This window comes from Legionella feeleii (assembly GCF_001467625.1).
Lineage (GTDB): Bacteria > Pseudomonadota > Gammaproteobacteria > Legionellales > Legionellaceae > Tatlockia > Tatlockia feeleii.
The window spans coordinates 341,811-358,260 of the sequence record NZ_LNYB01000080.1 but is presented as its reverse complement, the minus strand read 5'-3'; the positions used below and the strand labels follow the sequence as shown (position 1 = coordinate 358,260).

Genomic DNA, 16,450 nt, shown 5'->3' with positions numbered 1-16,450 from the left:
GATATGACCGTTGTGACTCCATTTTTATCTCGTCCATTGCTCTCGCTGCCATTGCTATTTGGGCATAATTAAATGGTGATTGAACCTAGTGCATAACGCTGTGGTAACAAAGCGTGGCGAAGCGATTCAAGCAATTAATTTTGTCCGTGATTTTCTGTGGAAAAAAGATATTTGTACAGCAAACTGTGTTATTGAAAAAAATGGCAAACATGGCCAGTCTGAAATTCTTCGTTATGCTGAACCAATGGAGTTTGGCAAAGCAGAAGTTAAACGTATTGGTTCTGCAACGAATGAGCCCATTAATTTTTGGGATGGCGCTCAACCCTGGAAAACCAAACTGGCTCAAGCAGTTGGCGGCGGCGGAAAAGTGGCTGGATGGTTTGAGCATTTCATGGGTGACAATTTAGAAACAATGAAGAAACTTTCTTCTACTCCTATGTCCCGTTTTACTCCAAATCCTGCTAATGCCTTTGATTGCAGCGACATTACTATTGATAAGGATGGTGTTGTAACCCATATCAGTTCCCATGAGAGGACTGCTGTTACCGAGCCTTTGAATGTTGGTGGGACCAATAGCCGGCAAGATGTGACAGATTGGAACCATTTGCAATTAATGAGTAAAGCCAGGTTAAAATCCGGATTAACCAGTTTCATGGAAAAATGGGGGCCTTTCATTGATGCTAATGAGCCTATTCCATTCACCGTTTTGCATCAAACGCTAATTGGTGATGAAGTCACTTTTTCCCCTGACCAATCCAAAGCAAAAGCGTCTAAATTGCAAGCATCGGTTATCGATTCTAAAGCAGAAGCCAATGCTGCAGTTCGCCAGATGCTAGAAAGTAGTACCATATTAAGAGAAAGGGCTACAGGTGAAATCAAATTCTTATCCAATGCAGATTTTGCAAAGCAGCCTTACAACGGACAGATTCCTGATGGTTGGCAAAAAGTGAATGTTGATTTATTAGAAACCAATAATGGTATCAACATGTGGGGTGCTCGCACTCGGGTTAGAAATAATGACTACAACGATGCCCGCCAATTAATCGGCAATGCGGTTAATGTGCTTAATAAAGTCGACACTAAATACCCTAACCAGGACTTAAAAACGGTTATTGATTTTCTAAATTCTCGTGATCATTCTTTGGTTACACCGTTTAAATTTCGTGGGAAAGAAGTAAAAGACGCTGTTCAAAGACTCTCTGGCGCATTAAGAAACGGTGATGATCCATTTAGTAATTTAGACAAAGATGTCAGAGAAAATCTTGCCTTAAGTGTACAGGCAGCAGTGGAGTTAAAATGCACGGTTCATGAAACCTGGTTGGGTTCAGCTCGTCGTAACATTGACAATTTTACTCGCGACTATGTACGCCAGATTCCCATTTTAGGCCACTTGGTTGATTGGGCTGTACGTGGTGCCATGACAGTCGCTGCATTGGGATTAAAGGTAGTTGCCGGCATCCTTACATTCCCCGTCAGTCTGCCACAATGGTTTAAACATCGAGGGGATCGAAGGGAAATGTACAAGAGTACTTATGAGGGGCTTTTGGCTGAGAGCTTGGGAAGCTTAAAAGGCGGTTGTATGAGTTCGGCGGATAGGGCAGGAGAGCAGGGTGACCAACGTGCAATGATGAAAAAGCAATTTGCTGAGGAAGGAAAAATCATCAGTTACAATGATTCACCTACTGAAAAAGCTCGAGTTTATGGTGAATACGGAAGTACCAAGGCTAAACATGACTTCGTGGAAATGGCAACTGGAACGCCTGGAACCAGCGATGACGAAACGCGTGGTATATTCCTTAATGCTCGGGCCGGGGTTCTGTCTTATGTTGCAGAAACGGCTGAAGAACAGCAATTGGCAAAAGATTTGTCTGGTTTGCGCAAAGGTAAATACAGTGATGTTACTGCGCAACAATATATGACCACCCCTGCTGTTGGTGTGAAAGTACAGAAAGTTGAGAAAGAGAAAGTTTCTTCGATGGGTGAGGGAATTAAGCAACCTCTGTTGGTAGTAGAAGAACCTGTGGAAGAACAAAGAGTGGATATTCGGGTTGGAGTTAAAAGTAAGGATGATAGTCATGAGCGTGTAGTAGTGACAGACAACTTCACGATGTAATTATCCACTCAAAGATGGAAACACCATCCAAACCCGACATAGCTTCCAAGCTTGTCGGGTTTTTTATTATTTAATGCACGTCGCTTGATGCTTATAAGATTCTATAGCTTTCCCTAGAGCATAAATACGGCGGCAGGCGTTTTTGCTTCGACTGGGAAATCCTGGCTGCAAGCAGCCAGGCTACGTATTAAACCGCTTTAAGAGCGAAGTATTCCTGGCTGTTTATTAATAGTATTCAATCGTTGTGGTGGTGACGTCGACAGGTTCATTATCAATAATAACGGCAGAATCGTAATAGACAGGCCTTGAATAGTAAGCCGGTGTTGGATAATAAACGGGTGTAGCGACAACTGGGGCTACATTGACTTCCTGGTATGCTACGGAGTTTGTGCAACAACCACAAGCTGTCAGTAACAGTACGGCAGGTGTTAGTGCTATCCATTTCATGATTGACCTCAAGTCCGCTAACCTATTAAAGATTGTAGATTATTTGTACATCGTTTGCCAGTTTGCATAGTTTCGCAACTCGCTGCCATGAGAGAAGGGCAAGGTAGCACGGAGCGCAGAACCGCCGTGTACAACGTCCGTACATGACGATTCGAGCACCGTATCAACGAAGCAATTCTCCATCGCAGTAGAATGTCCATTATTGGTAATCCGCTGGTGTTTTCCCATTCACATAGTAAAGAAAGGTTAACAACTGGGCGACTGCCAAATAAAGCTTTGGCGGTATTTCTTCATTTAAGTTTACTTCAGCAAGCAAGGTTGTTAATTCCTGATCTTGCTGCAGGGGAATGCCACGTTCTCGTGCAATTCTGACAATTTGCTCGGCAAGTAACCCTTCCCCTTTTGCGGTTACTTTAGGGGCTGATTTACCATCATAATGCAAGGCAACGGCTTGTGGTTTGTTTTTTTTCATACGCGTAAATCCAGCAAACGCAAATTGCTTGTATCAATGTCATCTTTTTCCAAGCCCAAATGCAAGCACCATAACCCTAAATCGAGATCCAGGGCTGCAAGTAACTCAGCAACGGTTTGTTGATGTGTCGCCAACAAATCAACGGTGTCGGGCTTTTCTGCATTGATTTGGATATCAAGTAATCTGTCTTGTAGTCTTAATCGCGCCTGGAGAGAGCCCAGATTGGCAAGATTGATTGCAAATGTTACTGACCAGCTTGATTCGGCGGTTGCTGCCGATTGACGATGTTCTTTAATGAGGAGTGGCAAGAGTTCGAGATCGGCATCGACACGTAAAGGGAGTTCGAGCATCAAGCTGTAAGGTTGATCGGGGGAATGAAGCAAATGCGTGAGTTGGCTGGTCTTGATTCTTGCCAGCACTTGCTCGGTTTGCTCAAGCAAGACTCCCAGAATCGAGTTGATTGTATGATCATTAAAATTAGGTAGAGGCAACCGTTGAGGAGGATGTGGAATGGCGCCTGGTAAGGGAAGGGTATCGTCTTGTGAGTACTGTTGCACCACTGGGTCTGGCGCAGCATTGGCAGGTGTAATCCCTTCATTAAGCAAGACAGCGAGGAGGCGCAAACATTGCCCTTTAAAATCATTATTTAAACTTTGAGTAACATTGTTCTGTTGTGATGCCAAGAGCGTAGCTTCCCAAAAAAGACCGCTTTGCCGAATTGCCTGGGCAAAGTGCTGTGGTAAGCGCGAAAGTGGAGTAATACTGTCAATTAGTTGATGCAATTGCTGTTGTACTGCTGCAGGAAGATTGGGCATATTTTCAAGAGCAGTGAGCGAAGCAAGCAAATGGGTCGCTGACGCTTGTTTGGGCAAGGCTTGTAACAATGCTGTTTGTATGGGCGTTAATGGGGGGGGCTCATGCAATACTTGCAAGATTGTTTCATCGTTAGCAAGAACCACTTTCACCTGCAGTAACTCGCCGGCATCAAAATGATGCGCCGTGTTGGCATTGATATTCTGGCCATTAATATTAATGAGCACCTGATTCTCATTTAATTCTTTAACCACGACCGTTTTTAAAATTTGACCAGCATAAAGTTCTATATCGGGTTTTGTTATTTTTAATTCCTGAATAGGATTTAGCCGGATACTCGGGGTATAACCTATATCCACAGGCATGTCGGTAGTCCTTTAATTTAATTTGCTTGTCATTTATCAAACCATTTCACTATACTGATGCCCACTGTTATCGGCAGTTATCGCAATTTCTTGACAGATTGCTGGCAGAAAGGGATATGGGAGAGTGAGTACTTGTCATTGAAGACAAGCTCTAACAAGACAGGGTGTGACGATGTTAGACAGAGCAAGTGTGGTCGATGCGCAATTTATTAACCGCCTGACTCAGGCGGATTTTCCGCAGAGTAAAACGGTTACCCGCCCTTTAGACGTGGGAATGGATAAAAAAACGGCGATTGAATTGTTTGATTCTCAAATTAAATCGCGTTTGTTGGATTTGATTGCCCGCCAGTTGAAAGAGAAAGGGTTGTCTTATTACACGATTGGCAGTAGCGGGCACGAAGGCAATGCCGTTCTTGGCCGTGTGTTTCGCGCAAGTGACATGGCCTTTTTGCACTATCGTAGCGGTGCTTTCTATCTTCAACGGGCCAAGCAAGTAAAAAACTGCGATGGGGTAAAGGATATACTCTTATCCCTGGTGGCCGCAGCGGCCGATCCGATTGCCGGCGGGCGGCACAAGGTATTTGGCAGTGTGCCCCTTAGTATTCCACCGCAAACCTCTACCATTGCCTCTCATCTACCTAAAGCGCTAGGTTGTGCGTTATCGATAACACGGGCAAAAGAGTTGGAAATTACGAGTAAACTACCCGACGACTCAGTCATTCTCTGTTCTTTTGGCGATGCCTCAACTAACCACGCTTCGGCACAAACAACACTTAATGCCTGTTCCTGGATAGCGAGTCAGAACTATCCATTGCCACTCGTCTTTATCTGCGAAGACAATGGAATTGGTATTTCTGTGCCCACGCCGGCCCATTGGATAGAAACTTCTGTTAAACAGCGGCCTGGTTGGCATTATCTGGCTTGCGACGGCCTGAATATTGCCGATATTTATCGTCAGGCGAACGAAGCCGAACGATTGGCAAGAGTAAAGAGGCAGCCTGTTTTTCTGCATATGAAATGTGTTCGCCTCTTGGGGCATGCTGGTTCTGATATTGAATCGCAATATAATCCTCAAAGCGAGATCGAGCGTCGTGAAGCGGATGATCCCTTGTTACATACCGCAGGCCTGCTTTATCGCGAAGGGTGGATGAGTTGTAAGGCAATGCTTGATTTATATGAAGATAATCGTTCGCTGATTGAAGCGAAAGCGATGGAAGCGATTCGTTTGCCCAAGATGAATAGTGCCCAGGAGGTCATGTCCTCTATCGTGCCGAAAAGAAATAACAAGAAGGCTTATCCACTGCCTGATGAAGCAAGAAGGACGCAAATTTATGGCAGCACGTTTAATCAATTAGCCATGAAGCGTAACCTTTGCCAACACATCAATTTCGCCTTAACCGATCTCATGATGCAATACCCTAACATGGTGATCTTTGGTGAAGATGTTGGCAAGAAGGGAGGTGTTTACCGGGTGACTGCCGATCTGCAGACGCGTTTTGGTCAGCGGCGTGTCTTTGATTCGTTGCTGGATGAAACAACGATTCTGGGCACCGCCATTGGTTTGGCTCATAACGGGTTTTTGCCAGTACCAGAAATTCAGTTTTTAGCTTATCTGCACAATGCAGAAGACCAGCTACGTGGAGAAGCCTCTACTTTATCGTTCTTTTCAAATGGGCAATATCAGAACCCAATGGTTATTCGCATTGCGTCTTTAGCTTACCAGAAGGGTTTTGGCGGACATTTTCATAATGATAATTCCATTGCTGTTCTACGGGATTTACCCGGTGTAATAGTAGCCTGCCCGTCCAATGGTCCCGATGCGGCCAAAATGCTGCGTACTTGTATGAAGCTGGCTCATCAAGAGGGTCGTGTGGTCGTCTTTTTGGAACCGATCGCGTTGTATATGACGAAAGATTTGCATGAAACCGGTGATAATGGCTGGTTATTTGATTATCCCCCTATAGAGCAAACCATCGAACCAGGTGAGGTGGGTGTTTATGGTGAAGGTGAGACGGTTATCTTGACCTATGCCAATGGTTATTATTTATCGCGACAGGCCGCTAAGGTGCTTCGGGAGCAACATGGTATTGATGTAAAAATAGTGGATTTACGCTGGTTAAGTCCTTTACCAACTGAAGCAATCTTACGCGAGGTAGCGAAAGCAAAACGTGTGTTGATTGTCGATGAAGGACGACAAAGTGCCTCTATCAGCGAAGGTTTAATGACCATGCTAGTAGAGCAGGCAGCAAACCGTATAAGGATTAAGCGAATTACTGGCGAGGATTGTTTCATTCCATTGGGTACAGCCTGGCAATATCTCTTGCCTAGCCGCGACTCTATTGTTGCAGCGGTTATCGCCTTAAACTCAGTTAAAAGGGAGAAAGAGCGTGGACGACTTGTTATTTCTTGATGAACAATTGCATGATGATGAACGGATGATTCGCGACAGCGTTGCCCGCTTTGTTAATCATGATGTAATCCCTCTAATGGCAGAATCATTTGAGCATGCCCAATTTCCCAAGCAACTCATTAAGAAATCGGCAGAGCTGGGATTATTGGGGTTAACCTTACCGGCCCAATATGGAGGCGCAGAAGCGTCCTATGTGGCTTATGGCCTTGTCTGCCAGGAGTTAGAGCGGGGCGACAGTGGATTGCGAAGTTTTGTATCAGTACAAAGCTCCTTGTGCATGTACCCTATTTTCCGTTATGGGAATGAAGAGCAGAAAATGCGCTTTCTACCTGCAATGGCAGCTGGTGAAATTATTGGCTGCTTCGGTCTGACCGAGCCAGATTCAGGTTCAGATCCGGGAAGTATGCGTACATCGGCGCAAAAAGTAGCAGGCGGCTGGCGGTTGAATGGGGCAAAAATGTGGATTACCAATGCACCTATCGCTGACATTGCTATTGTCTGGGCCAAAACAGATGAAGGTATCCGTGGGTTTATCGTAGAAAAAGAATTTAAAGGTTTTTCTCGCCCCGAAATTAAACAGAAAATGTCCTTGCGTGCGTCAATAACCGGTGAGTTAGTGTTTGAAGATGTATTTGTTCCCGATGCTAACTTGCTGCCCAAAAGCGACAAGGGCTTGGGAGCGGCTCTCAGTTGTCTAAGCCAGGCACGCTATGGTATTGCCTGGGGTGCCATGGGGGCGGCAATGGCCTGCTTTGATATTACCCGTGATTATTTGCTCGAGCGTAAGCAATTTGATAAGCCGCTGGCCTCTTTTCAGTTAATTCAAAAAGATTTGGCTGATATGTACTGTGAAATTATTAAAGCGCAATGCCTCAATTTGCAAATTGGACGTTTAAAAGAACAGCAACGCGAGACCCCAGTCATGATTTCATTGGCGAAAGGAAATGCATGCCGTGAAGCGTTAAACATTGCTCGCAAATGCCGTAATCTTTTAGGTGGCAATGGCATCAGCCTCGAATACCATGTTATCCGTCATATGCTGAATTTGGAGTCAGTCTTTACTTATGAGGGGACTGATAATGTGCACACGCTCGTGCTTGGGCGCCACATCACGGGGATTAATGCCTTTGGTTAAGGTATTTCATTCAATTGCCGGGATAAGTTAGAACGTTATCCCGGTGCTCACTTCACTTTGTCCTAACCGGGTTTTACAACCAGTGCAGGTGTCTTCATTGAATGGCCTTGAATACTGTGAAGCAGTTTAACAAAGGGTTGATTGGATACCGTAAGAAAACCGGAAAAAGGGTACTTTAATATAGTCGTTGCCGTAAGATAGAAGCCTAAAAAGAGACAGAGAAGGGTGTGCATGAAATAATGTATTTTGCAGGTTGTGCATAAAAAGATAGACATGATGATGATAAAAAAGGCTCCAATGATGATCATGACATACCAGGCTGTAGGTATGGAAATATCGAGCATACTGAGTCGATGATTGCGATATTCAATCGCTTCATTCAAGGCACTGACCGTTTTGTCATAAAAGGATTGTAAAATGGCTGTTTGTGGCTGATAGTTCAGTAGACTCCTATAGAGCTGGCTGATTGTTTTTTCTGCTTGCGGGCTGTCATGACCTTTTGCCATGGCAGGCCATTCCTGATTAATAACGGTTGAAAGGTATTGCGACAAGTCGTTCTGGATTATCTGGGTAGTAGCCGGTGGAAAGTCCATACTGCTTTTCCAGATGATATAGAGCTTTGTTGTTTCATCGATTACAACAGTACGGGCATTGGTATAATCAGTCCACAAAATAAAAACGATAAAACCTAAAAAAATACTATAGAAGTTAGTGATAAGATTGACTACGAGACGGACAATATCCTGATTTTCCTCCTCTTTGTAAAATCTCGCTTTTAAATAAAAGAATAAGCTGCTAGTCGCAGCAAAAATACAAACCCAACCGACAAAGATAAGCGATGGATGAATGTGCTCGACAATGCTACGCAGCATTTATAACCTCCTGTAATTTACACCGCTAAAAATTTTTACCATAAACAACCCATTCTACAAATCTTTAGCGATCTTAGAAATGCCCGTGATCTCTCCTTAAATTAACATCTATACTTAAGGTATGTTATTTACCGATTTATGAGCAGCTATGGTTAAATTAGTAAAAGAAATCGTAGATACTGTAGTATCCGTAGTGCCACAGGCGGCAATTATTGAGGATATACCCGTTGTTGGTGATTTAATAAACGACCAGTCCGATTCACCACAGTCCTCATCGCCATCACAATCATCGTCGCCATCACCCTCGCCATCGCAATCACAAACAGGCGATTCGACAATAGACGAGATAGAACAGGATACTAATCTGGTAAAAGAAATTGTGGATACAGTGGGGTCCCCTGTTGATGAGTTTATGGGTGATATTACTAATATTGCTGATCAAATTCCCGTAGTAGGCGGAGCGGTAGGAAGTGTATTGGGAGACGTTGATTCATCCATACTCGGGGGAGGGTCTGGTTCTGGTGGCGGTGCTTCTGATGAAGACGAAGAGCAATCGACTCCCTCTTTTTCACCGATACCTTAGGGGAAGTAACAAGGCGGCAAGCCAAAGTTGAGTAAACAACCTTGTCATTTCCCTGGAGAAAGGCTATTATTCGCTACCAATCGGGGCGTAGCGCAGCCTGGTAGCGTACTAGCATGGGGTGCTAGTGGTCGAAGGTTCAAATCCTTCCGTCCCGACCATAAAAACCACTTTAAAATCAATAAGTTGCATCTTCGTAGTTAAACTCTCTTTAAATCAAAAATTCTGCTAGGTGTACTTCTGGGTGTACTTTCAAAAATAAAAGACGGCTCTTGGGGGCTTTCTCTTTTCGGAAAGCGGTGCTCAATTCTTGTGGTCTTTCTAATTCGCAGCTAATTAGCTATACAACATAATGACTAACGGATTATGAGTCAGCTGCGTCAATTTCAACCAATTGATTTTATTATAAATTTTGCCGCGGGTTTTCCTACAAATGGCGTACAGTGTCGTACGATGTCGTACTCAAATACGACGATCTCCCGAAGAGTAAACCTAACTCTGACTTTATAAGTTCCTCTATAATTAAGTAAGGAACCATCAATTAAGGATGATTTGATGAAATATATAAGTGAGAGAGGTCATCAATTAGCCGAAGAAGAAACAAGGTTGAAACAGGCATATGATGACGCTAAAGAAAAAGCTGCTATTGAGCAAGAAAGGTATTCGCGTGATGAAATATCTTATGCGGAAGCTAAACGATGGGATGATATTGCTATTGAACTACATAAGAAATGGAAAGAATTTTTAGGAAAACATGGCCATGAATTCCTTCCTCATAGGGTAGATGATTAACTCCCTCTTTTTGAAGCTCTAGAGCAGCTATGCGGTCAGGCGCACACTCGAACTGCCAACACGAAGATTTTCAGTCACCCTACTTCAATTATAGTTAATTGATTTTATTATAAGTTTTATCGCAGGAAACCACTACAAATGTCCTACGATGTAGAACAGTGTCGTACTGAAATACGCAAATTTCACACAGTGACTTTTGCTTCTTTTCTTTTCTTTTCTAAATTCAAATAATCAAAAACAAAGGACTGACCCTGAGGAGTCGCTTATCATTGCGCTTATTTTTTTGAATTTTTCATCTTTGTCATGGTTTTATTTTTTGGGGATAGGTCAGTGCAAATAATTGGTGCGTAATTGATTATTAACAAATGTGTTTTAATTTTGAACGAAGTGGGTAAATACCATGTTATAATGGCAGAAGATAAAACAGAAGGAGTTGTAATGACATTAATAATGGCTGAAAGCGATAAGGATGATGGATTTTTTGTTGGAGATACTTTGCTAACAGTTGTTCCATCACTTGAAAAAAGTGGTCCATTTAATGGTGAATATCATGCGTTAAAATTACATATTTTATCCCCGAAAATATGCATAGCTTTAGCTGGTTATTATGAGTTAGGTTTAACTGTAATTCACAAAGTATCTCAGTATGTAAGTCAACCAGATATTGAAAATTCAATATTCGAACTAGTTCATTCTATTTATAAAAATGAATGTGGAGGTCATTTAAATGCCTGCGAATTTTTAGTAATGGCAATAACGCCTCAAGGTACTTGCTTAAAAAAAATTTCTTATGAAGGTATTTGGCATTTTAAAAAATCATATATTGGCGATCCAGAGGCATATAAAGAATTACAAAGGATTCGTCTTCCTTTCCAAGCCCCAACTGAAGAATTAGTACAGCAATCAGATGGATCTTTTATACAAAGGCCCTTTGTACTAACTGATTTGGAAAAGAATTTTATTGAAATTTCTAATGCGATGATAATACTTCCCTCTAATACCGTTGGTGTATTAGGTGATGGTGTATTTCGAGTCAGAGTGAATAGATTTGGTATTTTTGAATATATGCAACAAGTTAGACGAGGTAACAGTGCAGAAGAAATTAATATCGGAATTTCATTATTGTCTTCTACTGAACCGAGATATGGTATAGGTATATTTTATCAAGCGGGATTTGGTTATTGTTGGATTGTTGGAGATTCAGAATATTGCAGACGAATCGATGCTAATACTATTTCAGATTTTATTGAAATTGCTTCAAAAAACTACAATCTCTCACTGAAGGGAGGTACATGGTAAAAATAAACTCACACAGCGCTGCTAATAGCTCCGAAAGATTACTGCTTATGAAATGAGCTAATCCTATTGAGGGTTATAAAGAAATAAAAAATAACTCTTCAATTGATTTAATAAAACTTAAAGAGGCGATTTTGAATTCGATACCAGATTATCAGATAGTAAGAAATGAGCTTTGTTCATTTTTAGATAATTTAAATACGGAAGCAATGTTAGCCATTATGACCATTCGGTTACTCATTACTGTGGGCGATGGGTGGGTAGGTGATAGTTATGGTAGTCACCCAGCAATGCTCGAAATACTTGCGGAAAATGCTATTCCTCGATTTGGAAATAATAGCGGGGTAATTAGTCCATTTGAGGTATTTGAATGCTTTTCAATTCTTGAAAATTGTATACAAACTAAAATTACAAATCCGAAGATACCTGAAAATCTACCCCAAGTTGGATTTAATCTATGTTGGTCTTCTGAAGTTATAAGAGGGAGTGCTTATCCAGAACAAACAATGAAAAGGATTATGCAGGTTCAAGGGAAATATGAAGAATGGTTTAAAAGGAAATTTAACCTTGGTCCTTTAAGAGTCATAACTATAGTTAATGCTTTAGTTAAACATACAGAGGAAACATTTAATACAAATCAGTATAAATTCGCTGAATTGTCTGAAAAATATAGCAATATTTACAAAAAAATAGATAAAAAAATTGAAAAAGATGAATTTGAGACTAAATTTCATTCTGCGTTTGCAGATGAGATGAGTGCTGAATTATTTGGCTATTTTCTGGAAATTTGTAAAATCATCCCATCCAGTTTACCTATAAAATTAGAAGATTTGCCTGGAGTTAATCTTTCTCAGGAAGAAATAGAAGCTTTTATAAGTAATTTTTGTATTTCAAAGAGAGATTTTGATGAAAATAAAGAAATAAGAAGGACGCCATTCTATATATTAAACTCAGGAAAAATTCTAATTTCTGATTTATCGAATTGCCTTGATGTCATTTGGGATAAATTCGAGTCATTAGCACAAAATGATGGGTTTTTTTATCAAAATAAATATCAAAAATTCAAATCCAATTGGCTTGAGAAAAAAGGGGTTGAGGCTCTAACGCGCCTTTTCCCCAATGATATTATTTATCAAACGTTAGACTATCCAGATATTACTAAAAATACACCAAGCACAACTGAACTTGATATTGCACTTAAAGTGGGACCTTTTTTGCTGCTAATTGAAGCTAAAGCAAAGCTATTTCGTTATCAATCTACAAGAGGGGATGTTGGTCGATTAAGAACAGATCTAAAAAAAAATATACACGATAGCTATGAACAAGCTACACGAGCAATTAAATATATTTACTCAACTGAACATCCCAAATTTATCGAGCGCAACACAGGAAGAATTCTAGATTTTAAAAGGGAGAAAATAAGGGCTATCTTTCCAATTTCTCTCTCATTAATGCATTTAGGTGGAGTAGCGACTCGGTTAAAAGCAACACAAGAAATAAATTTGTTCGCAGAAAACGAATTTCCTTTTTCAATTTGTTTGGCCGATTTAGAGTTAATTAGTTTATCTCATATATCTCCTATACAATTTATACATTATATTCAAAAAAGGATTAATATTTTAACTGGAAATCAAGAATGGTTAGGTGATGAGCTCGATTTATTTTCCGCCTATACGGAGAATAAATCTGTTTTTGATAAAAATAATCACCAAGATTTGATTTGTGTATCTGGAATGTCTGAAAAATTTGACCGCCTCATGATACAAAGAAGAGGACAATTAATTGACAAACAAGATATATCTTTAAGACTACCAGAAAATTTATCTATCTTTTTAACCAAGCTAGAGCAAGTAAATACCGATGAAGCCAAACTAATATATTTTGAAATTCTCGAGTTAGAGAATGAGAACTTACTATTGTTTTCGAAGCTAATTTCAGAATTTAAAAATTCGAAGTTTCCAAAACTATTTAAATCCTCCTATATTCGTACAACTCGTTCGGTAATCTCTCTTGTTTGCTCCAAACGCGCAGCAAAAAAGATATTTTCAGATTTTCTTATCAATAAAGTAAAAGATGAAAAAATAAATAATAACTGCGAGAAAAGTATAGGGATAGGAATTTTGCTAGATTCTAAAAACGAATTTCACATTCAAGTTATTAGCTACAAAGACGGTTTAATCTCTACGGAAATTGAAAATAACGTAAAATACCCCAAAAATAGTGGCAGAAATAGAGAGTGTCCATGTGGCAGTGGAAAAAAATTAAAAAACTGTTGTTTCAAGAAAAAATAAAGAGTAATCAATTTAAATAATACAAATTTGAAACTTATTTTATTTGCCGAGGAATTAACAAAGGGGTGCAATATTTTTCAACAACCGGAATGGTTGTTCTTAACAATACAAGACGCAATGTTATAACTAATATCCATTTTGTAAATCAGGGACAAGTTTTGCTTTTGCTATATTAGTTCACTTATATTAACCTTCACCACTAGCCTAGCCTTATTCCGGATGAGGCTTCCAGATTCGTGCTTTACTTGTCAGCAAATTCACGACGTTTACGTCAGTAAATTTCAGTACATTGTCATTCGATCTTCGTACGAAACTCTTACCAGTAACGCAGGATGAACTAGGCTACTATGATCCGAATCATAGGTACTCTAATAGTCGTCACGCAACCGGTGCATGCATTCCGTTGCTCCACCACCGGTACAATCACACAGATGACTCATCGAGTCACACCAAAAGAGCACAAGGGCACAATATACAAACTTTCGCTTGTTTGCTTTTTTATGAAAATCAAATTAAACAAATCCTTAATGGATAAGGGATTTCTTATTAATAAAAAAACCGCTGGGGTACATTTGATATGGATTCTGGTGCAGGATTTTTATTTTGATTGGTATTTTCTTATCATCCTATCCGATATTAATTTATTTGCCCTGTCTTTGGTTTAGTGTTGAACGAGCGGCTCACTCAAAGATGAAACCTGGCCAAAGCCATGAAGCTCGAAGTAGGGGGCAAATCAAATCGTTATAAGGCAAACGATCTCGCCGATTTACAGCAGTTTTGAGTGTTTATTTCCTCCTTGTTTTTTAAACTCCCGAGGGAGTTGCCCTGTCGGATGACAGAGATTCCTAGATGGTTTTCCCGACTGATCGTCCAGCCACAGGGTTAGGGAATGAAGTGGCTTAGCATGAGACGTCGGTGGACGTTTCGTGGGAATTTCACCCGCTCGTCAGTCATGCTTGATACCAAATTAGCAAAGCGGTGCTTGCTTCGCAAGAATTTTTGGAAGGAATTTTGTCCAATCCCGATTGGCGGGATCGGACAAAGTGCTGAAATGTGTTGATTGTACGCGGTAAAATCAAGGTGATTTTTCTGCGTCACTGCTGGGAAATTTGCAGTGACGCAGAATAGCATGTCGAATTAATTGGTAGTTGATTGTCTGTGGCGTAAACGAAAATTAGAGAGGAAGGGGCTATAGTTGTGATTGGCATTTAGATAGATTCTGTGGTGTCTGCCTAAGTCTAAAAATTCATTTGCAAGACACCGCAGAATAAAATAGTATAAAAGCGCGTTTGAAGTATTAAATGCAACAAGCGCTGACAGAGAGGAACTGAGACTCCTCCCCGCCAGCTAACCAAGTTATCTACAAAGGAGATAAAATGGCTAAACGAATCTTAGTCTATTTCAGTTTTATATTTCAATGGTTAGTCTGTAAGAGACCGCCGAAATTTTCCCTTATTTAAACACATTGAAAAATTAAGAGCCTATTTTTATGGGCCTTAGGCGCTCTTTTTCCTAAAAATCTTAATTAATTCAAAACATTGAGACACAGGGATTATTTTTCCAATAATTCCTGTGCTATCGCTCGTCTTTAAAATATAAAGGACTATGATGGAAAAAATAAAACAAGTAGCCCCGTATAAGAAACATACTTTAATTGATAGCTCTTTTTTTAAAACCTTTGCCAAGAGCTATCTAAATCATTTAGGGAATAGTAAGCCCACTCGTAAGCAAATTGCCGAATTCCAAGATTTACTTTCACATATCTGGATAAGACAACCCGTTTGTTTTGATTTGCGCTTAACGGAAAAAGAGAGACAATGCCTGTATTTATCTGCACAAGGGAAAAGACTCAAGGAAATCGCGGCTTTTTTGAACGTATCTATCAAACGAATCACTCAATATCGGCAATCCATTATTCAAAAGCTAGGCTGCAAAAATATTACCAGTGCAATTATTGTAGGTATTAGATATGGAGAAATTAAGACAAAGGATTTATTAACAGAAGAATAGATTAGTTTAGTAAGTTGCAAATTCCACTTCCTGTGGTCAACACATCCTTGTGTTGTTTCCCTTTTCAAGGACATCATGTCCTGATATTTGCAACTTCCAATAAAGTCAGTATGACTTAATTGTTTATACTCGTCATTAAGACATATAAAGTAAATGCTGTAAGAGATGTCTTACAAATCCGCACAAAGTGTTATCGAAAATCATAGCGTTAGAGCCTAAGGCACTCCATAAAATATGTAATGCTATTGAGCATAAACTAAAACGAGATAAGCCTGAATAAGTTGAACTATGTGGATGATATTACTCCCAGTATCTTTGTTCTAGCCACACCGAGGGATAAGGCCAATTTGAGTTTTTCTTATCGTATTTGAATTGCTGAGGATCATTAATTTGCTTTTGCAGAGACAATATGAGCCTTTTAAATGATGCATTATCAGGATTAATTTTTTTAAACTGCTCCCAAGCATGGGATTTGTATGATGGTAGCGGATAGCTTTGCCAGAATTCTTCAAATTTTTTCTGTAAATGTTCATCATGACAAGTGGTATCTGAGGGAATAGGAGTTTGATAGGGTATTTCGTAAGTAGCTTTAGAAGGAACGATGTTTTGAGTTTTAGATGTTCTGTGTTGTTCTTCTCCGGTTTCATTTTCAAGTACTGGATGTGGATCAGCAAGAAGGCATTTCACAATGAGATTTTTGGCTGTTGATCGGATTTCAATAATCCCTTCACGTGCCAAGGATTTTATTGCTCGTTTCATTTGCTGGTGACTTGGGCATCCGGTTTTAACCCCTTTAATCGGTGCAACATAAAGTTTTTCACGTAGTGATTGATAGCTGATTTTGCGCTTGATGC

At 40.3% G+C, this 16,450-nt stretch carries 13 protein-coding genes and 1 tRNA gene; 9 read left to right on the top strand and 5 right to left on the bottom strand.

Annotation, left to right across the window (positions count from 1 at the left end):
- The first annotated feature begins 100 nt into the window (after positions 1–100).
- On the top strand, positions 101–2,113 hold the full coding sequence (locus tag Lfee_RS09300; RefSeq protein ID WP_156413382.1) for a hypothetical protein: 2,013 nt from the start codon (positions 101–103) through the stop codon (positions 2,111–2,113).
- A gap of 225 nt (positions 2,114–2,338) precedes the next feature.
- Here Lfee_RS09300 and Lfee_RS17020 read toward each other — a convergent pair whose 3' ends face one another.
- The 3 genes from Lfee_RS17020 to fliK form a co-directional block, all read right to left on the bottom strand.
- The gene (locus Lfee_RS17020) at positions 2,339–2,560 is read right to left on the bottom strand and encodes a hypothetical protein (protein WP_112854867.1); all 222 of its coding nucleotides are present in this window, start codon (positions 2,558–2,560) and stop codon (positions 2,339–2,341) included.
- A 199-nt stretch (positions 2,561–2,759) separates the two neighbouring features.
- Positions 2,760–3,032 (bottom strand): EscU/YscU/HrcU family type III secretion system export apparatus switch protein, encoded by a 273-nt coding sequence (locus Lfee_RS09295; protein WP_058446063.1) that lies wholly within the window; start codon positions 3,030–3,032, stop codon positions 2,760–2,762.
- A complete protein-coding gene (fliK, locus tag Lfee_RS09290; protein ID WP_058446061.1) occupies positions 3,029–4,210 on the bottom strand; it encodes a flagellar hook-length control protein FliK in 1,182 nt (393 codons plus the stop codon). The genes Lfee_RS09295 and fliK overlap by 4 nt, the downstream gene beginning before the upstream one ends.
- Before the next feature lie 172 nt (positions 4,211–4,382).
- Between fliK and Lfee_RS09285 the strand changes: the two genes are divergently transcribed.
- Together Lfee_RS09285 and Lfee_RS09280 are read left to right on the top strand one after the other, a co-directional pair.
- A complete protein-coding gene (locus Lfee_RS09285; protein WP_058446059.1) occupies positions 4,383–6,620 on the top strand; it encodes a thiamine pyrophosphate-dependent enzyme in 2,238 nt (745 codons plus the stop codon).
- Entirely contained in the window at positions 6,598–7,755 is a 1,158-nt protein-coding gene (locus tag Lfee_RS09280) for an acyl-CoA dehydrogenase family protein (protein WP_058446057.1), read from the top strand. The genes Lfee_RS09285 and Lfee_RS09280 overlap by 23 nt, the downstream gene beginning before the upstream one ends.
- A gap of 62 nt (positions 7,756–7,817) precedes the next feature.
- Here Lfee_RS09280 and Lfee_RS09275 read toward each other — a convergent pair whose 3' ends face one another.
- The gene (locus tag Lfee_RS09275; RefSeq protein WP_058446056.1) at positions 7,818–8,627 is read right to left on the bottom strand and encodes a bestrophin-like domain; all 810 of its coding nucleotides are present in this window, start codon (positions 8,625–8,627) and stop codon (positions 7,818–7,820) included.
- Positions 8,628–8,775: 148 nt separating this feature from the next.
- Between Lfee_RS09275 and Lfee_RS09270 the strand changes: the two genes are divergently transcribed.
- The 6 genes from Lfee_RS09270 (at position 8,776) to Lfee_RS09245 (ending at position 15,596) form a co-directional block, all read left to right on the top strand.
- The gene (locus Lfee_RS09270; RefSeq protein ID WP_058446054.1) at positions 8,776–9,210 is read left to right on the top strand and encodes a hypothetical protein; all 435 of its coding nucleotides are present in this window, start codon (positions 8,776–8,778) and stop codon (positions 9,208–9,210) included.
- Between the two features lie 81 nt (positions 9,211–9,291).
- A tRNA-Pro gene (locus Lfee_RS09265) sits at positions 9,292–9,368 on the top strand.
- 394 nt (positions 9,369–9,762) lie between these two features.
- Complete coding sequence (locus tag Lfee_RS09260; protein WP_058446052.1) at positions 9,763–9,999, top strand: hypothetical protein; 237 nt, start codon at positions 9,763–9,765, stop codon at positions 9,997–9,999.
- 351 nt (positions 10,000–10,350) lie between these two features.
- Complete coding sequence (locus tag Lfee_RS09255) at positions 10,351–11,298, top strand: hypothetical protein (RefSeq protein WP_156413381.1); 948 nt, start codon at positions 10,351–10,353, stop codon at positions 11,296–11,298.
- Between the two features lie 131 nt (positions 11,299–11,429).
- Positions 11,430–13,586, top strand: a complete 2,157-nt coding sequence (locus Lfee_RS09250) for an SEC-C domain-containing protein (RefSeq protein ID WP_058446047.1) — start codon at positions 11,430–11,432, stop codon at positions 13,584–13,586.
- Positions 13,587–15,194: 1,608 nt separating this feature from the next.
- Positions 15,195–15,596, top strand: coding sequence for a response regulator transcription factor (locus tag Lfee_RS09245; RefSeq protein ID WP_058446046.1), 402 nt, complete (start codon positions 15,195–15,197; stop codon positions 15,594–15,596).
- A 300-nt stretch (positions 15,597–15,896) separates the two neighbouring features.
- On the opposite strand, the gene Lfee_RS09240 is transcribed toward Lfee_RS09245, so the two are convergent.
- Positions 15,897–16,450: Vir protein (locus Lfee_RS09240; RefSeq protein ID WP_082646624.1), on the bottom strand; the 554-nt coding region annotated here is incomplete at its 5' end.

Bases quoted from the DNA above. Each gene is read 5' to 3' on its own strand.
- Lfee_RS09270 (WP_058446054.1), top strand. From the start codon at position 8,776: ATGGTTAAATTAGTAAAAGAAATCGTAGATACTGTAGTATCCGTAGTG.
- fliK (WP_058446061.1), bottom strand. From the start codon at position 4,210: ATGCCTGTGGATATAGGTTATACCCCGAGTATCCGGCTAAATCCTATT.
- Lfee_RS09275 (WP_058446056.1), bottom strand. From the start codon at position 8,627: ATGCTGCGTAGCATTGTCGAGCACATTCATCCATCGCTTATCTTTGTC.
- Lfee_RS09285 (WP_058446059.1), top strand. From the start codon at position 4,383: ATGTTAGACAGAGCAAGTGTGGTCGATGCGCAATTTATTAACCGCCTG.
- Lfee_RS09295 (WP_058446063.1), bottom strand. From the start codon at position 3,032: ATGAAAAAAAACAAACCACAAGCCGTTGCCTTGCATTATGATGGTAAA.
- Lfee_RS09245 (WP_058446046.1), top strand. From the start codon at position 15,195: ATGGAAAAAATAAAACAAGTAGCCCCGTATAAGAAACATACTTTAATT.
- Lfee_RS17020 (WP_112854867.1), bottom strand. From the start codon at position 2,560: ATGAAATGGATAGCACTAACACCTGCCGTACTGTTACTGACAGCTTGT.
- Lfee_RS09260 (WP_058446052.1), top strand. From the start codon at position 9,763: ATGAAATATATAAGTGAGAGAGGTCATCAATTAGCCGAAGAAGAAACA.